Origin of the sequence: Actinophytocola glycyrrhizae (assembly GCF_042653545.1) — a bacterium.
Taxonomy (GTDB): domain Bacteria; phylum Actinomycetota; class Actinomycetes; order Mycobacteriales; family Pseudonocardiaceae; genus Actinophytocola; species Actinophytocola glycyrrhizae.
Window position 1 is genome coordinate 484,592 of sequence record NZ_JBHSIS010000006.1, and the last position, 18,881, is coordinate 503,472.

Genomic DNA, 18,881 nt, shown 5'->3' on the forward strand with positions numbered 1-18,881 from the left:
CATACCCCTGCCTGACGGGGGGTACTGGTAAACTGGCATGGCGGGACGCCCCCGGGATCGGGTGGGGGTTGCGTTCCGGCCGGTTCGCGAGTTTCGCAGGTCGTGGCGGTTTGTGCGGGCAGGGCAGCGGTCCTTGGGAACGCGTCTCGCCTGCCGGTCGCCGTCCTGGACGTTCGCTGCACGAAAGGCAGGCCCCGCGCACCCCCTGAGCGCGCGGGGCCCTCACCTCCCCGGGTCAGTGCGCGATCGCGGGTGCGGCCGCGGTTGCCTCGTCGTCGGCGACTCGCTGGATGCCCGACTTGTCGGACAGCGGGACCTCCTTGAGGAACCACATCAGCACGAAGGCCACCAGCGTCACGAACCCGCCGACCATGAACACCGTGTCGATGGACTCGGCGAAACCGGTCAGGATCGGCCGTGCCAGCGTCGGGTCGAGCCCTTCCAGGAACTCCGTGTTGTTCAGGTCCAGGCCACCGTCCTGGAGCATCTTCGCGAACTCCGGGTTCTGGCCCGCCGCGGCGAGGAACGCCTGATCGGTCCGCACCGCCGCGAACGCGTTCGCGATCTTCTCGCCGACCAGGCCGAACAGGATCGACAGGAACACCGCGGTGCCGACCGTGCCACCGATGGACCGGAAGAACGTCGCCGACGAGGTCGCGACCCCCATGTCCCTGGCGGGCACGTCGTTCTGGATGGCCAGGATCAGCGTCTGCATGCACAGGCCGAGGCCGAACCCGGCCAGGGCCATGATCAGCATCGTCGAGACGAGCGGGGTGTCCACGCCGATCTGCGCGAACAGGAACATCGACAACGACACGATGCCCAGGCCGGTGATCGGGAACCGCTTGTACCGTCCCGTCTTCGAGATCAGGATGCCAGAACCCATCGACCCCACGAGGATGCCCGCGGTCATCGGCAGGGTCTGCAGACCGGACTCGGTCGGCGTCGCGCCCTTCACGATCTGCAGGTACAGCGGCAGCGACATCATCATGCCGAACATGCCGATGCCCATCACGAAGTTGATGACGTTGGTCAGCGAGAACACCGGCCTGCGGAACAACCGCAGCGGCAGCAGTGCCTCGTCGCCCATCAGCCGCTCAACGAACACGAACGCGACCAGGCCGAAGACGCCGATGCCGTACATCGTGAACGCCAGGCCGGAGTCCCAGCCCCACACGCGGCCCTGCTCGGCGACGATCAGCAGCGGCACCAGCGCGACGGTGAGCGCGGCCGCGCCCCAGTAGTCGACGCGGTGCTTCACCTTGGTGTGCGGAACGTTCAGGAACCGCGCGACCACGACCAGCGCCACGATGCCGACCGGCACGTTCACGAGGAACACCCAGCGCCAGCCGTCGACGCCGAAGATGGTGCCCGCGCCCGCGAAGAACCCCCCGACCACCGGGCCCAGCACACTGGAGGTGCCCCACACGGCCATGAAGTAGCCCTGGTACTTGCTGCGTTTCCTCGGCGACACGAGGTCGGCGAGGATCGCGAGCGCCAGCGACATCAGACCACCGGCGCCGAGGCCCTGGACCGCGCGGAACGCGGCCAGCTCGTACATCGAGCCCGCCATCGACGACAGCACCGAACCGGCCAGGAACAGCGTGATCGCCGCCAGGTACATCGGCTTGCGGCCGAGGATGTCGGACAGCTTGCCGTACAGCGGCGTCGAGATCGTCGACGTGATCAGGTACGAGGTGGTCACCCACGCCTGGATGGTCTGGCCGTGGAGCTGGTCCGCGATCGTCTTCGTCGCCGAGCCCATGATCGTCATGTCGAGCGCGGCCAGCAGCATGCCGAGCATCAGCCCGGCGAGAATCGTCATGATCTGGCGGTGCGACAGCGCGCCCCGCTCCCCCTGCACCTCGGGCACAGTGCGCGAGGTCGACTCGGACATCTACTTCTCCCCTTCGGAACGCGCGGCGAACGCCGCGCATTCGTCGATCATCGTGGGCAGGTGGCGCTCGTGGTCGGTGACGAACCGTTCGAGGAGGTCGAGGAACCTGTCCACGTCCTCGGGCGCCCACTGCTGTACTACGCGAGCCAGCGCCAGCCCCAGCCGTCTGCGCTGCTCTTCGAGGAGTGCCTTCCCGGCCTCGGTCGCGGCGAGCACGCTGGCCCTGCCGTCCTCGGGGTCGGCCATCCGTTCCACCAGACCGTCCCGCACCATCGCGGCGATCTGCCTGCTGACCGTCGACGGGTCCGAGTGGATCGCCGCCGCCAGCGCGCTCGACCGGCTCGGTCCCTGGTGCACGAGGGTCTTCAGCAGCACGATCGTCGACCGGTCCACCCCGGCCTTGCTCATCCGGTGGCCGAGCGCCGCCTGCTGCTTGCCGATGCCGAAGATCGCGCTCGCGAGGCGTCGTCCTGCCTCGACCTGCACTTCCGTCAGCTCGTCCGGCTCGGAGTCGATCCCCGGAGCGACCACGACCCGTCCTCCTGTTGCTTGCATCACCCAATTAGTTGGTCGATACAAGCATGCACTCGGATCGCCCCTTCGAGCAAGCCGACAAGTTGTGACGCCCATCCCACAACAACGCCCTGACCTGCACGAACTGCCACAAACGGACAGGTCGGACACATCCGGCGGTAAGAATCCGGCGGCCAGCGAGTACGACTCGTTACCTTCTCACCATTGGCAGAGGTGTGGCGCAGCCGACACACTGCTCCAATGCGTCGACTTATGAGCGTGGTCCTCGCCGCCGCCACCGCCTTCTCGCTCGCCGCCGCGGCGCCTGCCGCGACCGCCGAGCCCACGACCGAGTGCGCGCCGAACCCGGCGGCACCCAAACAGCAGCTGCGAGCCGAGTGGATCGCCAGCGTCGCCAACATCGACTGGCCCTCCGCCCGCGGGCTCCCCGCGGACCAGCAGAAGGCCGAACTGATCCGCTGGTACGACGAGGCCGTCGCACTGGGCCTCAACACGGTGGTCGTGCAGGTCCGGCCGACCGCCGACGCGTTCTGGCCGTCGCCTTACGAGCCGTGGTCGCACTGGCTCACCGGCACACAGGGCCAGGACCCCGGCTACGACCCGCTCGCGTTCGCCGTCGAGGAGGCGCACAAGCGCAACCTCGAGTTCCACGGCTGGTTCAACCCGTACCGCGTGTCCATGGGCACCGACATCAACGCGCTCGTGCCGACGCACCCCGCCCGCGTGCACCCGGAGTGGGTGCTGCCCTACGGCGGCAAGCTGTACTACAACCCGGGCATCCCCGAGGTCCGGAAGTTCACCATCGACGCGATCATGGACGCGGTCCGCAGGTACGACATGGACGCGGTCCACTTCGACGACTACTTCTACCCGTACCCGGTCGCGGGCCAGGTCTTCGACGACGCGGCGGCCTACGCCGAGCACGGTGCCGGGCTCTCGCTCGCCGACTGGCGGCGGCGCAACGTCGACCTGCTCGTCTCCGAGCTGTCGGCCCAGATCCGGTCGGTGAAGCCGTGGGTCCAGTTCGGCATCAGCCCGTTCGCGATCTGGCGCAACGCGTCGACGGACCCGGCCGGCTCACCCACGCAGGGCGGCGTGCAGACCTACGACGACCTGTACGCGGACACCGTGAAGTGGGTGCGCGAGGAGTGGATCGACTACATCACGCCGCAGGTGTACTGGAACATCGACTTCCAGGTCGCCAACTACGCGAAGCTCGTGCCGTGGTGGTCGGACATCGTGGCGGGCACGGACGTGAACCTGTACATCGGGCACGCCAACTACAAGGTCGCGAACCCGGCGCAGCCTGCCGCGTGGCAGGACCCGAACGAGATGAGCCGCCAGCTCACGTTCAACCAGGACCACCCCGAGGTGGAAGGCGACATCTACTTCTCGGCCGTGCAGGTGCGCGCGAACCGGTTGCAGCACATGACGATCGTGCGGGACGACCACTACCAGCGGCCCGCGTTCCCGCCGACCGCCGACCGGCTGGTGGCCCGCGGTCCTGGTGCGCCGCTGGTCGCGGACGCGTCGCGGACGTCGTCCGGGGTGCGGGTGCGCTGGGTGGCGAACGGGGCGACGTCGTACGCGGTCTACCGGCTCGACGGGTACGACTTCGTCGGGCGCTGTGACGTCGCGGACGCCACGCACCTGGTCGGGTCGGTCCGCGCGGTGCGGGGCACGTTGCAGTCGTTCACGGACACGACGGCGGTGCCGGGCAAGCGGTACACCTACGTCGTGACAGCGCTGGACCGCTCGCACAACGAGAGCACGCCCAGCCGGCCACGGTTCGCGAAGGCCTGACGCCCCGAAAGGCGCTTTCGGGACGCTCCACGTCCCGAAAGCGCCTTTCAGGGCATTGCCGCTAGGACCAGCCCGGCATCGGGTAGGCGGCCAGCAGTTCCTTGACCTCGGCGGCGATGGCCGCGAGCGCGGCCTCGTCGCTGTCGTTCGCGGCCGTCACCGTCCGGTCGATCCACTCGGCGATGCGCGGCATCTGCTCGGTGCCCAGACCGCGGGTGGTGACGGCGCCGGTGCCCAGGCGCAGGCCCGACGGGTCGAACGGCTTGCGCGGGTCGAACGGCACGGTGTTGTAGTTCAGCTCGATCCCGGCCCGGTCGAGCGCCTTCGCGAGCGGCTTGCCCGCGGTGCCCTTGCCGGTGACGTCCATCAGGATCAGGTGGTTGTCGGTGCCACCGGACACCAGCTCGAACCCGCGGGCCAGCAGCGCGTCGGCGAGCGCCCTGGCGTTGGCGACGACGGCGGCGGCGTACTCGCGGAAGTCCGGCCGCGCGGCCTCGCCGAGCGCGACCGCGATACCCGCGGTCGTGTGGTTGTGCGGGCCGCCCTGCAGGCCGGGGAAGACGGCCTTGTCGAGTGCCTTGGCGTACTCGGCGTCCGACATCAGCATCGCGCCACGCGGGCCACGCAGCGTCTTGTGCGTGGTGGTGGAGATGATCTGCGCGTGCCCGACCGGCGACGGGTGCGCGCCACCGGCGACGAGCCCCGCGATGTGCGCGATGTCGGCGACCAGGACCGCGCCGACCTCCTTGGCGATCTCCGCGAACGCCGGGAAGTCGATGGTGCGCGGGATCGCCGTGCCACCACAGAAGATCAGCTTTGGCCGCTCCGCGCGCGCGAGGTCACGTACCTCGTCCATGTCGACCCGGCCGGTGTCCTTGCGCACGCCGTACTGCACGGCACGGAACCACTTGCCGGTGGCCGAGACCGACCAGCCGTGCGTGAGGTGCCCACCCGCGGGAAGCGCCATGCCCATGACGGTGTCGCCGGGTGCGGCGAGCGCGAGGTAGACCGCGAGGTTCGCCGGTGAGCCGGAGTAGGGCTGCACGTTGGCGTGGTCGACGCCGAAGACGGCCTTGGCCCGCTCGATGGCGAGCGTCTCGACCTGGTCGATGAACTGCTGGCCCTCGTAGTAACGCTTGCCGGCGTAACCCTCGGAGTACTTGTTGGTCAGGACCGAGCCGGTGGCCTCGAGCACGGCGGTGGAGACGTAGTTCTCCGACGCGATGAGGCGCACCTTCTCGAACTGTCGCGCAGCCTCGCCCTCGACGAGCTGGGCGAGTTCGGGATCGGCGGCGGCAAGGTGCGGAATCGCCGGCTGGTGCATGGTCGTGCCTCCATGATGTCGGTGCCGCAAAGACACTATCTGCCCGCACCGGCCACATCGAGGCGCGCCCGTATCTCTCCCACCAGCTGGGTGACCTCGACGTTCCCGCCGAGCGGCGCGTCCGGCCACTCTTCGAGCCGGGGCCACCAGTAGTCGCGCGGCGTCCCCGGGTAGCGCGGGAAGAGATGCAGGTGCAGGTGGTCGATCCGATGGCCGACGACCGACGAGTAGACGTGTTCGGCCCGCAGCGCCCTGGCACCACGGGCGGCCCACTTCCCGAGCGCGGCGGCTTCGGCTGGGGTGAGGTCGGCGAGACCGGGGACGTGCCGACGCGGTTCGACGACGAGGTGGCCGAGGTAGACGGGACCGCCTCCGGAGGCATCCGGCAACACGTGCGCGAGCACCATGAGGTCGTCCCCGGCGACGACCCCGTCACCGGCCTGGTGCTTGTCGCAGATGTAGCAGGCCACCGGAAACGGTACCGCGTGAACACTGGTCGGGATCGCGCACCAATGGCCCTACGGCAGCCACGCCTCCACCTCAACGGGTCGGGATCGGACCACGCAAACCCGCGTCGACCTGCGAAATTCAGCGAACCAGCCGGAACGCAACCCCCACCCGAACCCGGGGGCGTCCCGCCATGCCAGTTTACCGGTACCCACCGACGAAAACGGGCGCGCGGGCCGAACTGTGGATAACCGGGGCACCTGTGGACAACTACGCGTGTGGTCGGTGCGGGGTGCACCATCGGCGGGTGCAGCCGTTCGTGCGGTCGACGAACGGGGTGCCGCACGTGTCGCAGTGCTTCAGCCGTCGCCACCCGGCGACCGCGACGAGGGTCGCGAGGCCGCCCGCCGCGACGACCAGGTCCGTGTCGCGGCGGGTGGCGGCCACGTACACCACGCGCCACCCGCCGCCGCAGGCCCGCAACCGTGGCCGCGACCCGGCCAGCAGTTCGTTCAACCTGGCCGCCGCCGCGTGCTCGTCCGGCAGCAGGTCGGCCACAGTGGACAGTCGTGGGTCCGGCAGCATCCGTTCCGCCACCGACAGCGCCGGATCGAGCGTGCGGAACGGGGGCACGACTCTCATTCCACTACGGACACCCCCATCGACCGGGCCGTCCCGGCGATGGTGCGCATCGCCGCTTCGAGGTCGGTCGTGTTCAGGTCGGGCAGCTTGCGTTCCGCGATCGCGCGCAGCTGGTCGCGGGTCAGCGCACCGGCTCCGTCGTGCCCCGGCCGCGCGGATCCCTTGCCGTTCAACGCTTTCTTGATGAGGAACGACGTCGGCGGGGTCTTCGTGCGCAGCTCGAACGACCGGTCCTCGAAGACCGTGACCACGACCGGCACCACCTCGCCGCGCTGCGCGGCCGTGCTCGCGTCGTAGGAACGCTTGACCTCCACCAGGTTCACGCCGGTCTGCCCCAGCATCTTGCCGAGGTCCACCATCGGCGCGTCGCCCGCGGGCAGCTCCAGCGTCACCTGGAACGTCTGTTTCTTCTTCGGTGCCATGACAGGCAACGCTAGGAATTGACGTTACGTGAAACTCAAGTGCGATTTCCCGCGTGCCTGGCTACCGTCCCGGCATGGACGCCGACATTCTCGAGTACTACGAACGCGGCGGCGAGGACACTCGCCTCGTCGACTCCGTTGAACTGTTGCGCACCAGGGTCCTGCTGCGGCGCCACCTGCCGGAGCACGCGAGTGTCCTCGACGTCGGCGGCGGCTCCGGGGTCCACGCCACCTGGCTCGCCGAGGAAGGCCATCGCGTCCGGCTGGTCGATCCGGTGCCGCGGCACGTGGCCACCGCAAGGGCGAAGGGCATCGACGCCGTCGAGGGTGACGCCCGTGCACTGGCGGAACCCGACGCCAGCCGCGACGCGGTGCTGCTGCTCGGCCCGCTCTACCACCTCCTCGACCGCGCGGAGCGCGTGCGAGCGCTCACCGAGGCAGGCCGGGTCAGCAAGGACCTGGTCATCGCGGCCGCCATCAGCCGCTGGTCGCCGATGTTCGAGGGCATGCTGCGCGGCCTGGTCGACGTCCCCGGTTTCACCCCGATGCTGCGCGAGGACCTCGCCTCCGGCACCCGCCGGGGCACCCAGCACCACCCGTTCGGCTTCACGACCTGCTACTTCCACCGCCCCGAGGAACTCGAGACCGAGGTGGCGGACGCAGGCCTCACGCTCGTCGACCTCCTCCCCGTCGAGGGCATGGCGGAGTGGATCCCCGACCTTCCCGGCCGCCTCGCCGACCCGGACAAGCGAGCACTTCTCCTCGAACTGCTCGAGCGCACCGAACGCGAACCCGCGCTCCTCGGTGCCACGGCACATCTGCTGGTCATCGCCCGCCGGTAACCGGGTTGCCCGCGTGCGATCGCCGGTGTTCCACTACGCGCCATGGAACAGGCGGCCGCGCTCGCGGCCTTCGACGCCCAGCTGCGCAACGTCGTCCGGCCGCCCCTGGACGGCGGGCGGTTCGAACGCGTCGGGCCCGTCATCCGTTGCGTGAGCGCCGAACCGGACGGCTGGTCCGGTGTCGAGTGGTCCGATCTGGACGAGTCGACCGCGGACACCGTGATCGCCGAGCAGGTCCGGTACTTCACCGAGCTGAACCGCGCCTTCGAGTGGAAGTACTACGCCTACGACCGGCCCGACGACCTGCCGGAGCGTCTGCTCGAAGCCGGGCTCGTGGCGGGCGCGGAGGAGGCGCTGATGGTCGCCGACGTCGCCGACGTGCCCGACATCCCGGCGCCGGAAGGCATCCGTGTCGTCACGGTGTCCGACGAGGACGGTCTACGGCAGGTGAAAGCGTTGCACGACAGGGTGTTCGGCGGCGACCACGGCCCGGTGGTCGACAGCATCCGGGAGCGGATGCCCTCGGGTGCGGTGGCGCCGGTGCTCGCGTTCGCCGGTGCCGAAGCGGTGTGCGCGGCCAGGGTGGACTTCCACGTCGGCACCGACTTCGCGAGCCTGTGGGGTGGCGGCACGCTCCCGGAGTGGCGCGGCCGCGGCATCTACCGCGCGCTGGTGAGTCACCGGGCGAAGCTCGCGGCCGGACGCGGCTACCGCTACCTGCGCACGGACGCGCTGCCGACGAGCCGCCCGATCCTGGAGAGACTCGGCTTCGTGCGCCTCACGACCACGGTCCCGTACACCCGGCCCTAAACGGGTTCGACGCCGTCCCGGTGCCTGCGCGCCAGCTCGCGGTAGATCTCCGGGTTGTGGTCCACCCACGCCTTGGCCGTGCCCGTGAGCGGGACGAACCGCTTGGCGGGCGACCCGACGGCGACCGTCTCGCCGGGCACCTCGGTTCCGGGCGTGACGGTCGACCCGGCCGCGATCAGCGCGCGGGGGCCGACCACGGCACCGTCGAGCACGGTCGAACCGTTGCCGACCAACGCTTCCGCGCCGATGGTGCAGTCGTGCACCAGGCACAGGTGCCCGATGGTGGCGCCGGGCCCCACCTCGCACACGCCGGTGCCGACGTGGATGACCGAGTTGTCCTGCACGTTCGCGCCCGCGCGGATCACGATCGCGCCGAAGTCCGCGCGGATCACCACGCCGTACCAGACGGACGCCTCAGCCTCGACCGTCACGTCACCGACGAGGGTGGCGGTCGGCGCGATCCACGCGTCCGGGTGCACGACGGGTGACTTGCCTTCGAACGAGAACAGTGGCACCCGGCTACCGTAACGCGCGCCTCCCCACCGCCAGGTCCATCCGGCACCTCAGTCGAGGCAGCGAACCGACAGGAGATACGGAAAGTCGCCAAAGGTGTGCGTCCTGCCACCCTTGACGTCGAGGAACGCGAGTTCGACCCGCGTCGGCAGCACGGCGTCGGCCCGAAGGCACGTCGGCGTGCCCCCGTTTCGTTGCGCACCCCGGTCATCGACCCAGAACCGGCTGTTCGGCCAGTACACCTCCGGATCGTCCGGGTCGTCGTCGGCCACGAACCTGAACCCCGCACCGACATGTTCGACGACCGCGCCCCTGACAAGCCGAGGCACGGCATCATCGGTCGGCACGACGGCCGCCACCGTCACCAGCGCACCGACGACCAGGACGACAGCCGTCCCGAACACCCAGACCGGACAGGAAACACGGCTCCGGAGAAACGATCCGCGCGATCGTCCGGGACGAGGTTCGACCGGCATCGGGCTCTCGGCTGTCCGCCACCCCCGAAGAGCAGCGGTGATCACCAGTACCAAACCCACGGCTTCGACGAACGGCGAGAACTGCAACCCGAGTCCGAACACCTGGTCCAACACCCGTCCCCGCGCCGGAGCGACGACATCAGCGGCACTGAGAAACCGCACAAGATGCACACCGAGGAGAAGGAAACACCCTGCGGCACACAACCATGCCACAGGTCTTTCGAGACGCCTTGTCGCAAGCACCGAAAGGACGGTGCCCACGGCCAGGATCAACGTGACCAATCCCCACGGAACCAAGGCCGAGTAGTCAGACGGCACTGCACCTCCGCGGGAGAATCGCCGGTACGATTTCAGATACCGGTGCGGTCAAACATATTTTGCTAAGCACTTTTCCAAACCATCGAACGACGAATGCGAGCGCTGTGCTGACTCAACGAAATGGAGTTCCGCAGCGGCGGAACCCCATGTTGAACGGACCAGGTCGACAGGAGTCACCGTATCCAACTGCGACGCGACTATACACGTCGAGGTGGCGAACTCCGGCGCCGCCTGCGCAACCGGAATCGCTTGGCACGGCACCTGCATAGCGGTCAACACGTCGGCAACCGAACCGATGTCGTCGACCACTCCCGGAACCCCGCCGATATTGGCGCACGTCTCCTGAAGTTGAGCCAGAGCACCCGGCGAGAGCGATTCACGTCCGAACCGCTTCCACAGACTGTCCGACAAGCGGCCGATCTGCGCCAGGTCAGTCCCGTCGAGGACGCCTTGCGACGTGTCATCGAAGGACTTGCTTCCCAGGTAGCCGAGGTCGACCACGGCAGAATAGTGATCGAATGCCGTCACCGGCAAGGATCTGCCCGGCACGCCGGCCGCGTCGATGGGCTGCATGTCCGCCACCAAACCAGCCATGGCTTCTGCTCGTGCGGCAATCAGCGAGTTGCGATCAGTGCCGGTCGGGAACGGCCGCACCAGAATCGCCCAATCCAGTGTTGCGGCATCAAGGTAACTGAGGCGCACCGACCCCCAGGAATGCCCGATGAAGCCGGTGACCGCGAGTTGATGCCGAGCACTGATCGCCTTCACAAGAGAGTGGTAGGTCGACGCGTCGAAGCCCCATCGTTGCGAATTGTCCGCCAACCCGCACCGCTCCACCATCCCGGTGGCCGCGTCGACGAGCGTCGCGGACACCGCACGCACCGCCGCGTAATAGGTTGCCTGCGCCTGCCGGCATTCGGGCGACTGCGGCTCGGTGACCCACGGCTCCTCGATCGCGATGACATTGTATCGACGACCAATGCTCGGGAACGCCGACAGGAAAGCGCTGAGCCCTGCTTCACCTGAAAGAACAGAGCTCCCCGGGCCGCCGAAGTCGAGCACGACCGTCTCGGCCGTGTTCCCGGCCGCCGGAAAGTAGGCGTATCGCCAGGTGCGCCCATCCATCACGATGTCACTACACGGCTCTCTGGTCTTCTGCGACTCGCAGGTCACGCTTGTTTTCGCGTTACCGTCTCCGCGCGAAGGAGATGGCGCCTCCTGCTTCGCCGTACACGCGAGAACGCCGGTAGCGACCAACGACATGATGATCACGAGGACAGCGCGAGCGCTGCGGCCCAGCCGCAGCGCTCGCGCCTTGTGCCCAGCCCTCGCCCGAGGAACTGTCACCACCCGCTGTCCGCCTTCGCCCAGGCTTCGTTCTCACAGATGAAGTCCGGACCGCACACTTCGAGCTGCATGTAGTTGCGGTCGGCCCAGTACGGAAGGACATACTGGTCCACCGCGTCATACTTGCCCGCGATGTCCATGTACATCTGACCGCCCCGCTCGCCGTCGAAGTCGATCGTCATGCGGTTCTGGCTGCCTGGTCCCGCGGTGACGTTCAGCCAGTACTCTTCGCACACGTTGATCGGCATCGTCACGGAACCGGTGAAGCCACCCCACGAACCGCCCATCGTGAAGTTCCGGTTGCTGTCGCAGCTGCCCACCGTGTCACCACTCCGAGGCGCCCAGTCAGCCAGCTGATGGATCTTCGACTCGTGCCCCGCCCACGGGCGGGCGGACACCTCCATGTCCTCGGTCTCAACGAAGATGAGAGGGAAATACGCCTCAGCCGGCGTCCACAACGCCCATCGGTTGTAGGTGAAGATCGGGGTGTTGTTCACTCCCCAGACCTCGTAACACGAGACGATTTTGTGATCGTAATCGCTGGCGTAATAGGTTGGCGCGAACCAGCCTGTCGAGCAGCCATTGTCCTCGAGATACATGTTGTCGATCTCGAACACGGCCGAATAGCCGGAACCCGCGCGGGACTGACCGGCCCGCTCCGTCGGCATTCCGGTGGTGTCACCGCCCCCCATCTGCACACCGATCGCGGCCCTGTGGTCGCCACCGCCGGACGAACCCGCCTTGGTGGAATAGAGCACCTCGGTTGGCGGCTTCGGGCTGTCCCAGACGAGGGTGATCTCCTCACCTGGCGTGTGCGGGTCGGGAAGTTCGGCGACCATCATGCGACTTTCATCGACAAGCCTGCCGTTACGAGCCGCCTCGTCGAGGTGCTGCCGTACCCGCTCGCGTGCCACCGAAGCGGTGGCCTTCAGCGCCGAGAAAGGTTGGGCTGCCTTCTTCAGTGCCGACTCGTCGAAGCGCGCTATGCGCACCTCGCCCGGCTCGGGAACGGCCGGATCAGCAGCCGCGGGAAAGCCCCCCAGTCCGATCGCCGCAACGACACCCACAGCAATGGCGGCCGACCGTCTCAGTCTTCGCATTTGTTGCCCCCGTTCCAGGAACCAACTCTTCGCGTGTCGAGGTGACACGCGTCAAACGCTAGTTGGTCCGGCGACGGAGCGACCCGTCCCTGGGTACAGTTGCGGTCAACAAACCTGTTCGAAAAGACAGGGCGATCAGATGCGCCCGGTCGCGCGCACCGAGTTTGTGGAGCAGATTACTCAAGTGAAACTTGACGGTGCGTACCGAGATTACCAGCCGATCCGCAATTTCGACATTGGCCGCGCCTTCTGCGACCAACATGAGCACATCCTGCTCCCGACCAGTAATGCTTGTGAGCGGTACCGGTCTGTCGTGGTCGTCGGCCACGCATCCTCCCCAGCAAGTCAACCGCCATGGCGCAACCATACTCAGAGTACCCGAGTGAAATCGCTCGGTGACGGTGATTTGTGTCATGCCCACATGGCAGCACCACAACTGGTCAGGTTTTGTCAGGCCGTCGGGGATGGAGCCGGGCCATGAACCGCATCTTCCGCACCGACGCGTCCTGGTCACTCAGTTGGTCACCCAGACGCGAGTCAGGCCCCGTCCACTCAACGTGGACCGGGGCCTGACCTGCGTTCGCCTGGAGCCGCCTAAGGGAATCGAACCCTTGACCTGCTCATTACGAGTGAGCCGCTCTGGCCGACTGAGCTAAGGCGGCGAGGTGCTCATAGTGTAACTGGCGCCGGAGCGTCACCTGCACACCACCTCCGTCGTTACGTAGGTGCTGGTCGGGGCCTGGTCGGAGTCGAGGAGGATGGCGATGCGCGGAGGGGCGCAACTCGCGACGGCGGCTGGGCTTGCCGCGCTGGTCCTTGGACTGGTCGCCGCGCCCGCCGCGGCTCAGCCCACCACGCCGATCCCCACGCCGGCGAACCCGGCGTCGCCGGGGATGTCGTCGCAGGTCGGGGCGGCGCCGCCGTGGCACGTCGTGGGTGACTCAGGGACCGGGCTGGGGATCGTGCGGATCCTGCCGAACTCGACGCCGACCAAGGCGATCGTGCCCGGCATGGAGGACAAGCTGCCCAAGCAGTCGGCCGCGGAGCTCGGGTTCGGGCTCGCGTCCGCGCAGGTCAACTCCGAGGCGTACCTGTCGTTCGAGCGGTCGGTCGCGCAGGCCGCGCCCGGTGGGCTCGCGGTCCAGGGCAGCAGTCCGCAGGCCCCCGGCGCGCTGTCGCAGACCGCGTCGCCGGACAACCCGAAGCCCATCCACAACGGGCTGACGCTGCCGCCGACGCCGCTCGACACCCTGGTCCGCGCGGGCGCGCTCCAGGGGCAGGTGCACGCCAGGTGGAGCGACACGACGGGCCCGTGTGTCGAGACGATCGCCGACGCCACCACCGAGATCGCCAGCCTCTCGCTGCTCAACGCGATCCCCACGCTGCCGTCGACACCCGACCTGACCGGGGTGTTCGACGCCCCCGAGCTCGACGCGAACGCCGACCAGGCCGTGATCGACGGGCTCAAGAGGCTCGCCGGCCCGCTGTCCACGCTGGGTGGCGCGCTGTCCGGCGGTGCGAAGCCGACGGCGGACGGCGCCGGGTCGCTGGTCAGCCTGCCGAACACGCTGTCAGCGCGGTCGACGGTGCGGCTGGTCGACATCCCCGGCTCGCCGAACAAGGCGGTGCAGTCGACGTCGACGATGCAGGTCGCGGCGCTGAAGCTGCTCGCGGGCACGCCGTTCGAGGTGACGATCCGCGTGGTCAGCCAGCCGACGCTGCAGGTCACGTCGACCGGTGACGAGAAGACGTCGACGGTGAAGTACACCGCACCGGTGCTGGCGGTCGAGCAGGGCGGCAAGGTGCTGGGCCAGCTCGACGCGGCCAACCCGAAGTTCGACATCCCGGTGGGCATCCCGCTCGCGCCGGACGCGCCGTCGCTGCCGATCATCGGTGACCTGCTCGCGAACGGGCAGAAGGCGACGCAGGCACTGCAGCGCCTCGACCTCGGTGTCATCCGGCTCGGCGTCGCGCAGCTCGACCAGCGCGGCACGGCGATGACGACGCCGTTCGAGGGTTTCCAGCTCGGTGCGACGGCGCGGATGCTGGACGTGCAGGTGCTGCCGACGCAGGCGCTCGGGCTGCCGAACCTGCCCTCGGCGCTGGCGCAGGTCGCGCTGGGTGAGCAGGTCGCGCGCGCGTACGCGCCGACGGGCGGGGTGGTGTGCCGGACCTCCGAGCAGCCCGCGCCGCCGCCGACGCCGCAGCCGCAGGGCCGGGCTCCGGTGGAGCTGGCCTACACGACGATGGCGTACAAGACGATCCCGATGTTCTGGGCGGGGACGGCCATGCTGCTGATCGGCGTGGTCCTGGTGGCGGCGCTGCCTACGCTGCGCTCGCTGCGGCTCGTGCACGGTGGCCCACGCACGACGGATCTGGTCCCGGGCGGACCGGCGGACGTTGACGAGAAGGCGGCAACGCCGCCGGACACCGAAGCCGCCGACCAGGAGACCGGCGAGACGGAGCCTGCCGACGCCGCGTCGACCGAAGCCGCCGACGGCGAGACCGGGCAGGCGGAGCCCGCTGGTACGGACGACGACAGCGAGGCTCCCGCGGTGGCGGCCGAGGACGTCGACGCGGAGACGGGCGATGGTGAGTCGTCGCAGGCGAACTCCGAGGCGTCCGGGGCGGCTGACGAGGAAGCTGACGAGGGCGACGCCGAACCCGAGGACTGGACCGACAAGACCGACACGTGACCCGGCTGAGCCGGCCCCGCCGGGGTCGGCTTGGCCTCCGGCCCCCTCGAACCACGCTACGGCATGGGTACGACAGCGGCGGCCGGTTGATCGCGAGTTGTCCACAGGCGGCGAGGTTGTCCACAGGCCCCGTCCACACCGTCCTACCCGGGTTTACCTGCTGATCAGTAGGTGCCGCTCACCCGCTGCACGGTCGGCCGCACCCCAGCCTGTGGACAACTCCCCGGGATTGTCGGGGGTCGCCGGTACGCTGGAAACCGGGGGCCGGAGGCCACCCTCAGCCGTGATGCAGCGCCGTCAGCATCGCCTCTATCGCGATCCTCGGCTTCACGTTCAGCTCCATCGCCTCGCGGCACGCGAGCACCGCCTCCAGGCGCCTCAGCGTCGACTCCGGCGGCCACGAAGCCGCTGCCTGCCGCGCGTCGCGTTCGCGGTCCGGGTGGTTCAGGGTCGCGTCGCTGCCGGACGACACGACCAGCACGTCCCGGTAGAACGCGGCCAGGTCGACCAGTGCCAGGTCGATCGCGTCGCGCTGGGTTCTCGTGGCCCGGCTCTTCTGGCGGCGCTCCAGCTCCTTGATGGCCCCCGCGCTGCCCCTGGTCGCGGAGGCGGCGCCCTTGCCGGTGCCGCCGTGGCCCATGGCCGTCTTCAGCGCTTCCTTCTCTGCCTCGTCGCGGGTGCCGCTGACCTGGTTCGCGTCCGCTTCCGCCGCCTTCACCAGGACGTCCGCGCAGTCGAAGACGTCCGCGAGACGGCGCAGGTTCAGCGGGATCCGCAGCACCGACTCGCGCCTGCTGCGGGCCGCCTCGTCCCTCGCCAGCCTGCGGGCGCGGCCCACGTGGCCCCCGCACACCGACGCCGCCCACCGCGCCATGTCGGCCGGGACGCCGTCGCGGGACTCCAGCACGTCCGCGATCGCCTTCGGCGCCGGGGTGCGCAGGCCGAGGTGGCGGCACCGCGACCGGATGGTCACCGGGACGTCCTCCGGGTGGTCCGACGGCGCGGCCAGCAGGAAGACCGTGCGCTCCGGCGGCTCCTCCACGGCCTTCAGCAGCGCGTTCGCCGCGCCCTCGGTGAGGCGGTCGGCGTCGGTGATGATCACGACCTGCCAGCGGGCGCCGGTGGGGCGGCGGGCCGCGATCTGGACCAGCGACCGCATCTCCGACACCGAGATCGACAGGCCTTCCGGCACGACCACGTGCACGTCGGCGTGGGTGCCAGCCATCGTCGTCCGGCAGCCTGCGCACTCGCCGCAGCCCTTGCCCGTCTCACACTGCAACGCGGCGGCGAACGCTCTCGCCGCCACCGAGCGGCCGGAGCCGGGCGGGCCGGTGAACAGCCACGCGTGGGCCACCGCCGACGTCGAACCGCCCTGGAACGTGCCGTCCACGATCGACGCCGCCATGGTCGCCGACGCCGTCAGCACCTCGACGGCCTCCGGCTGGCCGACCACCTGCGACCACACGGTGCCCACAGCGGACCTCCGACTAGAACGACCGACTAGAACGACCGATTACGTGGCCCGGACCTCGGTGGTCCGGACCTCCACCGGAGCGAGGCTATCGCTCGGCACGAGACTCCCGAGCCTGCGCCCGGTCAGTGCGGTCTGCACCGCGATCCGCACCCGCACCGCCACCTCCTCCGGGCTGCCGTCGGCGTCCACCACCACATACCGGTCCGGGTCGGCCGACGCCATCTCGGTCAGCACCCGCTGCACCTGCCAGTGGTCGGTCGACGAGGACCGCCGCTGCGCCGGGTCGAGCGTGCTCGGGTCGCGGTCCAGCAGGATCGTGACGTCCGGGCGCAGCCGGGCCGTCGCCCAGTCGGCGAGGCCCTCCAGCTCGGCCGGGTCGAGGTCGGCGGCCGCGGACAGGTGCGCGAGCGGGCTGTCGACGAACCGCTCCATGACGACCAGCGCGCCGCGGTCGAGCGCGGGCCGGATCTGCCGTTCCACGATGTCCGCGCGCACGGCGGCCGCGACCAGCGCGTGCGCCCGCGCCCCGGCCAGCTGCGCTCCCGTCAGCACCGACCGCAGCCGCTCGTCGTCCAGCGTGGGGTCGGTGGCGAGCAGCACCTCCTTGGCGCCCGGCCGCTCCAGCCAGTCGGCGAGCAGGCGGGCCTGCATCGAGGTGTCGGACGCGATGTCGCCCTCCACCGCGATCAGCAGCCCGGTCGACCGGCGCGGCTTTCGGCGGATCACGTTCAGCAGGTCGGCGAGGATCGGCTCGGTGCGGCGGTCGTCCATCTGCCGGTAGGCGATCACGCCGACCAGCGCGGCGAGCAGGCCGGCCCCCAGCAGCACCGGCCGGGTGCCGTCGATCGTCATCGGACGGCCCCACACCTCGATGGGGTGCGGCCGCACAAGGCCGACCAGCAGCGGCGTCAGCGCCAGCGTGCCGGCCAGGATGACCTTCATCAGTGACTGGTAGATGGCGTTGATGCGACCGCGGATCGCGTCCTCGACCTGCGTGCCGATGATCGTCACGCCGGTCAGGAACGCGGCACCGGCGCACGCGCCGACGATCACCACGGTGAGCAGCGAGACGACCAGGTGCGGCGACAGGGCCACGAGGGTCAGGGTGACGCCCGCCAGCACGATCGCGATGCCGAACAGGCGGTTGTGCGGCAGCCGCCGCGCGAGCTTCGGCGACCCGGCCATGCCGGTGGCGAGGCCGATGAACATGGCCACGATCAGCAGGCCGAACGTCGACGCACCACCTCGGAGGCTGCTCGCGTACAGGTTCGCCGACCCGATCAGCGCACCGGCGGCGGCGAACGCACCGATCATGCCGATGAGCAGGCCGCGGACGAGCGGGGTGGTGCGCACGAACCGGGCCGCGTCGCGGACCATCGCGCCGAAGCCCAGCTTCTCGCCCGACTCCTGGGCGGCCTTCTTCTCCGCCTTGCGTGCCTGTGCGAGCGGGGTGTCGCGGGTGGACAGCTCGGGAATGCGGGTCGCGATGAGGATCGCGCTGGTCAGGTACAGCAGCCCGATGACGACCACGATGATCTTCGCCATGCCGAGACCCTCGGGATCCGGCTGGAGGTTGAGGTTCGTGGTGATGCCGGTGATGATCGCGTACATGCCGGCGCCGGTGATGGCGGCGATGCCGTAGGTCATCACGAGGCCGAGCTGTGCCGCGGTCTCGACCTGGTCGGAGCGGCGCAGCAGGTTCGGCACCGCCGCGTCCTTCGACGGGATCCACATCATCGAGCAGCAGCCGATGAGGAAGTTCGCGACGAACAGCCACAGCGGCGCGCCGACGACCGCGATCGACACGAACAACCCGCAGCGCAGCACGTCGCAGACGATCATGACCTTGCGGCGGTCGAACCGGTCCGCGAGCAGGCCGCCGAGCGGGGCGAACAGCAGGCCGGGCAGCAGCTGGGTGAGGACGACGGCGGCGAACGCGAAGCTCTGCGCCGAGTAGCCGTTGGTCATCTTGGTGACCAGGCTGGTCAGCGCAAGCAGTGACAGCCAGTCACCGACACTACACAGGTAGGTGACGCCCCAGAGCCTGCGAAAGCCTCTGATGGCGAGCACGCTCCGCGCACGGTGCGTGATGGAAGCGTTCGACCCGGCCGACGACCTGGCGCCACCGTCCGGTTCCGTGCTCGCGCCCCCGATGATGCCAGCCACCCCATCTCCAACCCGCCCGCGTCTCCAGAGTAACCGGGACGCGCGAACGGCCGCCCACTCGGCCGCGCGC

Annotated in this window: 17 protein-coding genes and 1 tRNA gene; 4 read left to right on the top strand and 14 right to left on the bottom strand. The window is 69.3% G+C overall.

All coding sequences use genetic code 11. The features are described 5' to 3' along the window. Positions 1-235: 235 nt before the first annotated feature. Both ACFPCV_RS13045 and ACFPCV_RS13050 read right to left on the bottom strand, forming a co-directional pair. Positions 236-1,897, bottom strand: a complete 1,662-nt coding sequence (locus ACFPCV_RS13045) for an MDR family MFS transporter (protein ID WP_378056377.1) — start codon at positions 1,895-1,897, stop codon at positions 236-238. Then, on the bottom strand, positions 1,898-2,428 hold the full coding sequence (locus ACFPCV_RS13050; RefSeq protein WP_378056378.1) for a MarR family winged helix-turn-helix transcriptional regulator: 531 nt from the start codon (positions 2,426-2,428) through the stop codon (positions 1,898-1,900). Between the two features lie 243 nt (positions 2,429-2,671). Between ACFPCV_RS13050 and ACFPCV_RS13055 the strand changes: the two genes are divergently transcribed. After that, positions 2,672-4,234, top strand: a complete 1,563-nt coding sequence (locus ACFPCV_RS13055) for a glycoside hydrolase family 10-like protein (protein WP_378056379.1) — start codon at positions 2,672-2,674, stop codon at positions 4,232-4,234. A 61-nt stretch (positions 4,235-4,295) separates the two neighbouring features. Here the strand turns inward: ACFPCV_RS13055 and ACFPCV_RS13060 are convergent, their stop codons facing one another. The 4 genes from ACFPCV_RS13060 to ACFPCV_RS13075 form a co-directional block, all read right to left on the bottom strand. Beyond that, positions 4,296-5,558: a serine hydroxymethyltransferase gene (locus ACFPCV_RS13060; RefSeq protein WP_378056380.1), complete on the bottom strand. Its 1,263-nt coding sequence runs from the start codon at positions 5,556-5,558 to the stop codon at positions 4,296-4,298. Between the two features lie 35 nt (positions 5,559-5,593). Continuing rightward, positions 5,594-6,028, bottom strand: a complete 435-nt coding sequence (locus ACFPCV_RS13065; RefSeq protein ID WP_378056381.1) for an HIT family protein — start codon at positions 6,026-6,028, stop codon at positions 5,594-5,596. Positions 6,029-6,275: 247 nt separating this feature from the next. Next, a complete protein-coding gene (locus ACFPCV_RS13070; protein ID WP_378056382.1) occupies positions 6,276-6,647 on the bottom strand; it encodes a CGNR zinc finger domain-containing protein in 372 nt (123 codons plus the stop codon). After that, positions 6,644-7,069, bottom strand: coding sequence for an uL11 family ribosomal protein (locus tag ACFPCV_RS13075; protein WP_378056383.1), 426 nt, complete (start codon positions 7,067-7,069; stop codon positions 6,644-6,646). Before ACFPCV_RS13075 ends, ACFPCV_RS13070 begins: the two co-directional genes overlap by 4 nt. A 74-nt stretch (positions 7,070-7,143) precedes the next feature. Here ACFPCV_RS13075 and ACFPCV_RS13080 point away from each other — a divergent pair, with 74 nt between their 5' ends. Then, the gene (locus ACFPCV_RS13080) at positions 7,144-7,911 is read left to right on the top strand and encodes a class I SAM-dependent methyltransferase (RefSeq protein ID WP_378056384.1); all 768 of its coding nucleotides are present in this window, start codon (positions 7,144-7,146) and stop codon (positions 7,909-7,911) included. A gap of 42 nt (positions 7,912-7,953) precedes the next feature. Further along, the gene (locus ACFPCV_RS13085; RefSeq protein WP_378056385.1) at positions 7,954-8,721 is read left to right on the top strand and encodes a GNAT family N-acetyltransferase; all 768 of its coding nucleotides are present in this window, start codon (positions 7,954-7,956) and stop codon (positions 8,719-8,721) included. Here the strand turns inward: ACFPCV_RS13085 and ACFPCV_RS13090 are convergent. The 6 genes from ACFPCV_RS13090 to ACFPCV_RS13115 form a co-directional block, all read right to left on the bottom strand. After that, positions 8,718-9,236 carry a gamma carbonic anhydrase family protein gene (locus tag ACFPCV_RS13090; protein ID WP_378056386.1) on the bottom strand — a complete coding sequence of 173 codons (519 nt, stop codon included), beginning with the start codon at positions 9,234-9,236 and terminating at the stop codon, positions 8,718-8,720. The two genes, ACFPCV_RS13085 and ACFPCV_RS13090, sit on opposite strands and share 4 nt — an antisense overlap. A gap of 48 nt (positions 9,237-9,284) precedes the next feature. Beyond that, entirely contained in the window at positions 9,285-10,028 is a 744-nt protein-coding gene (locus tag ACFPCV_RS13095) for a hypothetical protein (RefSeq protein ID WP_378056387.1), read from the bottom strand. A gap of 48 nt (positions 10,029-10,076) precedes the next feature. Continuing rightward, the gene (locus ACFPCV_RS13100) at positions 10,077-11,300 is read right to left on the bottom strand and encodes a hypothetical protein (protein ID WP_378056388.1); all 1,224 of its coding nucleotides are present in this window, start codon (positions 11,298-11,300) and stop codon (positions 10,077-10,079) included. 71 nt (positions 11,301-11,371) lie between these two features. Next, on the bottom strand, positions 11,372-12,475 hold the full coding sequence (locus ACFPCV_RS13105; RefSeq protein ID WP_378056389.1) for a hypothetical protein: 1,104 nt from the start codon (positions 12,473-12,475) through the stop codon (positions 11,372-11,374). Between the two features lie 58 nt (positions 12,476-12,533). Then, the gene (locus ACFPCV_RS13110; RefSeq protein ID WP_378056390.1) at positions 12,534-12,803 is read right to left on the bottom strand and encodes a helix-turn-helix domain-containing protein; all 270 of its coding nucleotides are present in this window, start codon (positions 12,801-12,803) and stop codon (positions 12,534-12,536) included. Positions 12,804-13,060: 257 nt separating this feature from the next. Beyond that, positions 13,061-13,137, bottom strand: a tRNA-Thr gene (locus ACFPCV_RS13115). 102 nt (positions 13,138-13,239) lie between these two features. On the opposite strand from ACFPCV_RS13115, the gene ACFPCV_RS13120 reads away from it, so the two are divergent. Continuing rightward, entirely contained in the window at positions 13,240-15,171 is a 1,932-nt protein-coding gene (locus ACFPCV_RS13120; RefSeq protein ID WP_378056391.1) for a hypothetical protein, read from the top strand. A 277-nt stretch (positions 15,172-15,448) separates the two neighbouring features. On the opposite strand, the gene ACFPCV_RS13125 is transcribed toward ACFPCV_RS13120, so the two are convergent. After that, positions 15,449-16,645 carry a DNA polymerase III subunit delta' gene (locus ACFPCV_RS13125; RefSeq protein WP_378056392.1) on the bottom strand — a complete coding sequence of 399 codons (1,197 nt, stop codon included), beginning with the start codon at positions 16,643-16,645 and terminating at the stop codon, positions 15,449-15,451. Positions 16,646-16,684: 39 nt separating this feature from the next. Then, on the bottom strand, positions 16,685-18,811 hold the full coding sequence (locus ACFPCV_RS13130; RefSeq protein ID WP_378056393.1) for a bifunctional MFS transporter/dTMP kinase: 2,127 nt from the start codon (positions 18,809-18,811) through the stop codon (positions 16,685-16,687). Between the last annotated feature and the right edge of the window lie 70 nt (positions 18,812-18,881).

What these genes read in the sequence shown, in the direction of transcription:
- ACFPCV_RS13075 (WP_378056383.1), bottom strand. Translation starts at nt 7,069, where the DNA reads ATGGCACCGAAGAAGAAACAGACGTTCCAGGTGACGCTGGAGCTGCCC.
- ACFPCV_RS13060 (WP_378056380.1), bottom strand. Translation starts at nt 5,558, where the DNA reads ATGCACCAGCCGGCGATTCCGCACCTTGCCGCCGCCGATCCCGAACTC.
- ACFPCV_RS13105 (WP_378056389.1), bottom strand. Translation starts at nt 12,475, where the DNA reads ATGCGAAGACTGAGACGGTCGGCCGCCATTGCTGTGGGTGTCGTTGCG.
- ACFPCV_RS13070 (WP_378056382.1), bottom strand. Translation starts at nt 6,647, where the DNA reads ATGAGAGTCGTGCCCCCGTTCCGCACGCTCGATCCGGCGCTGTCGGTG.
- ACFPCV_RS13120 (WP_378056391.1), top strand. Translation starts at nt 13,240, where the DNA reads ATGCGCGGAGGGGCGCAACTCGCGACGGCGGCTGGGCTTGCCGCGCTG.
- ACFPCV_RS13085 (WP_378056385.1), top strand. Translation starts at nt 7,954, where the DNA reads ATGGAACAGGCGGCCGCGCTCGCGGCCTTCGACGCCCAGCTGCGCAAC.
- ACFPCV_RS13045 (WP_378056377.1), bottom strand. Translation starts at nt 1,897, where the DNA reads ATGTCCGAGTCGACCTCGCGCACTGTGCCCGAGGTGCAGGGGGAGCGG.
- ACFPCV_RS13055 (WP_378056379.1), top strand. Translation starts at nt 2,672, where the DNA reads ATGCGTCGACTTATGAGCGTGGTCCTCGCCGCCGCCACCGCCTTCTCG.
- ACFPCV_RS13080 (WP_378056384.1), top strand. Translation starts at nt 7,144, where the DNA reads ATGGACGCCGACATTCTCGAGTACTACGAACGCGGCGGCGAGGACACT.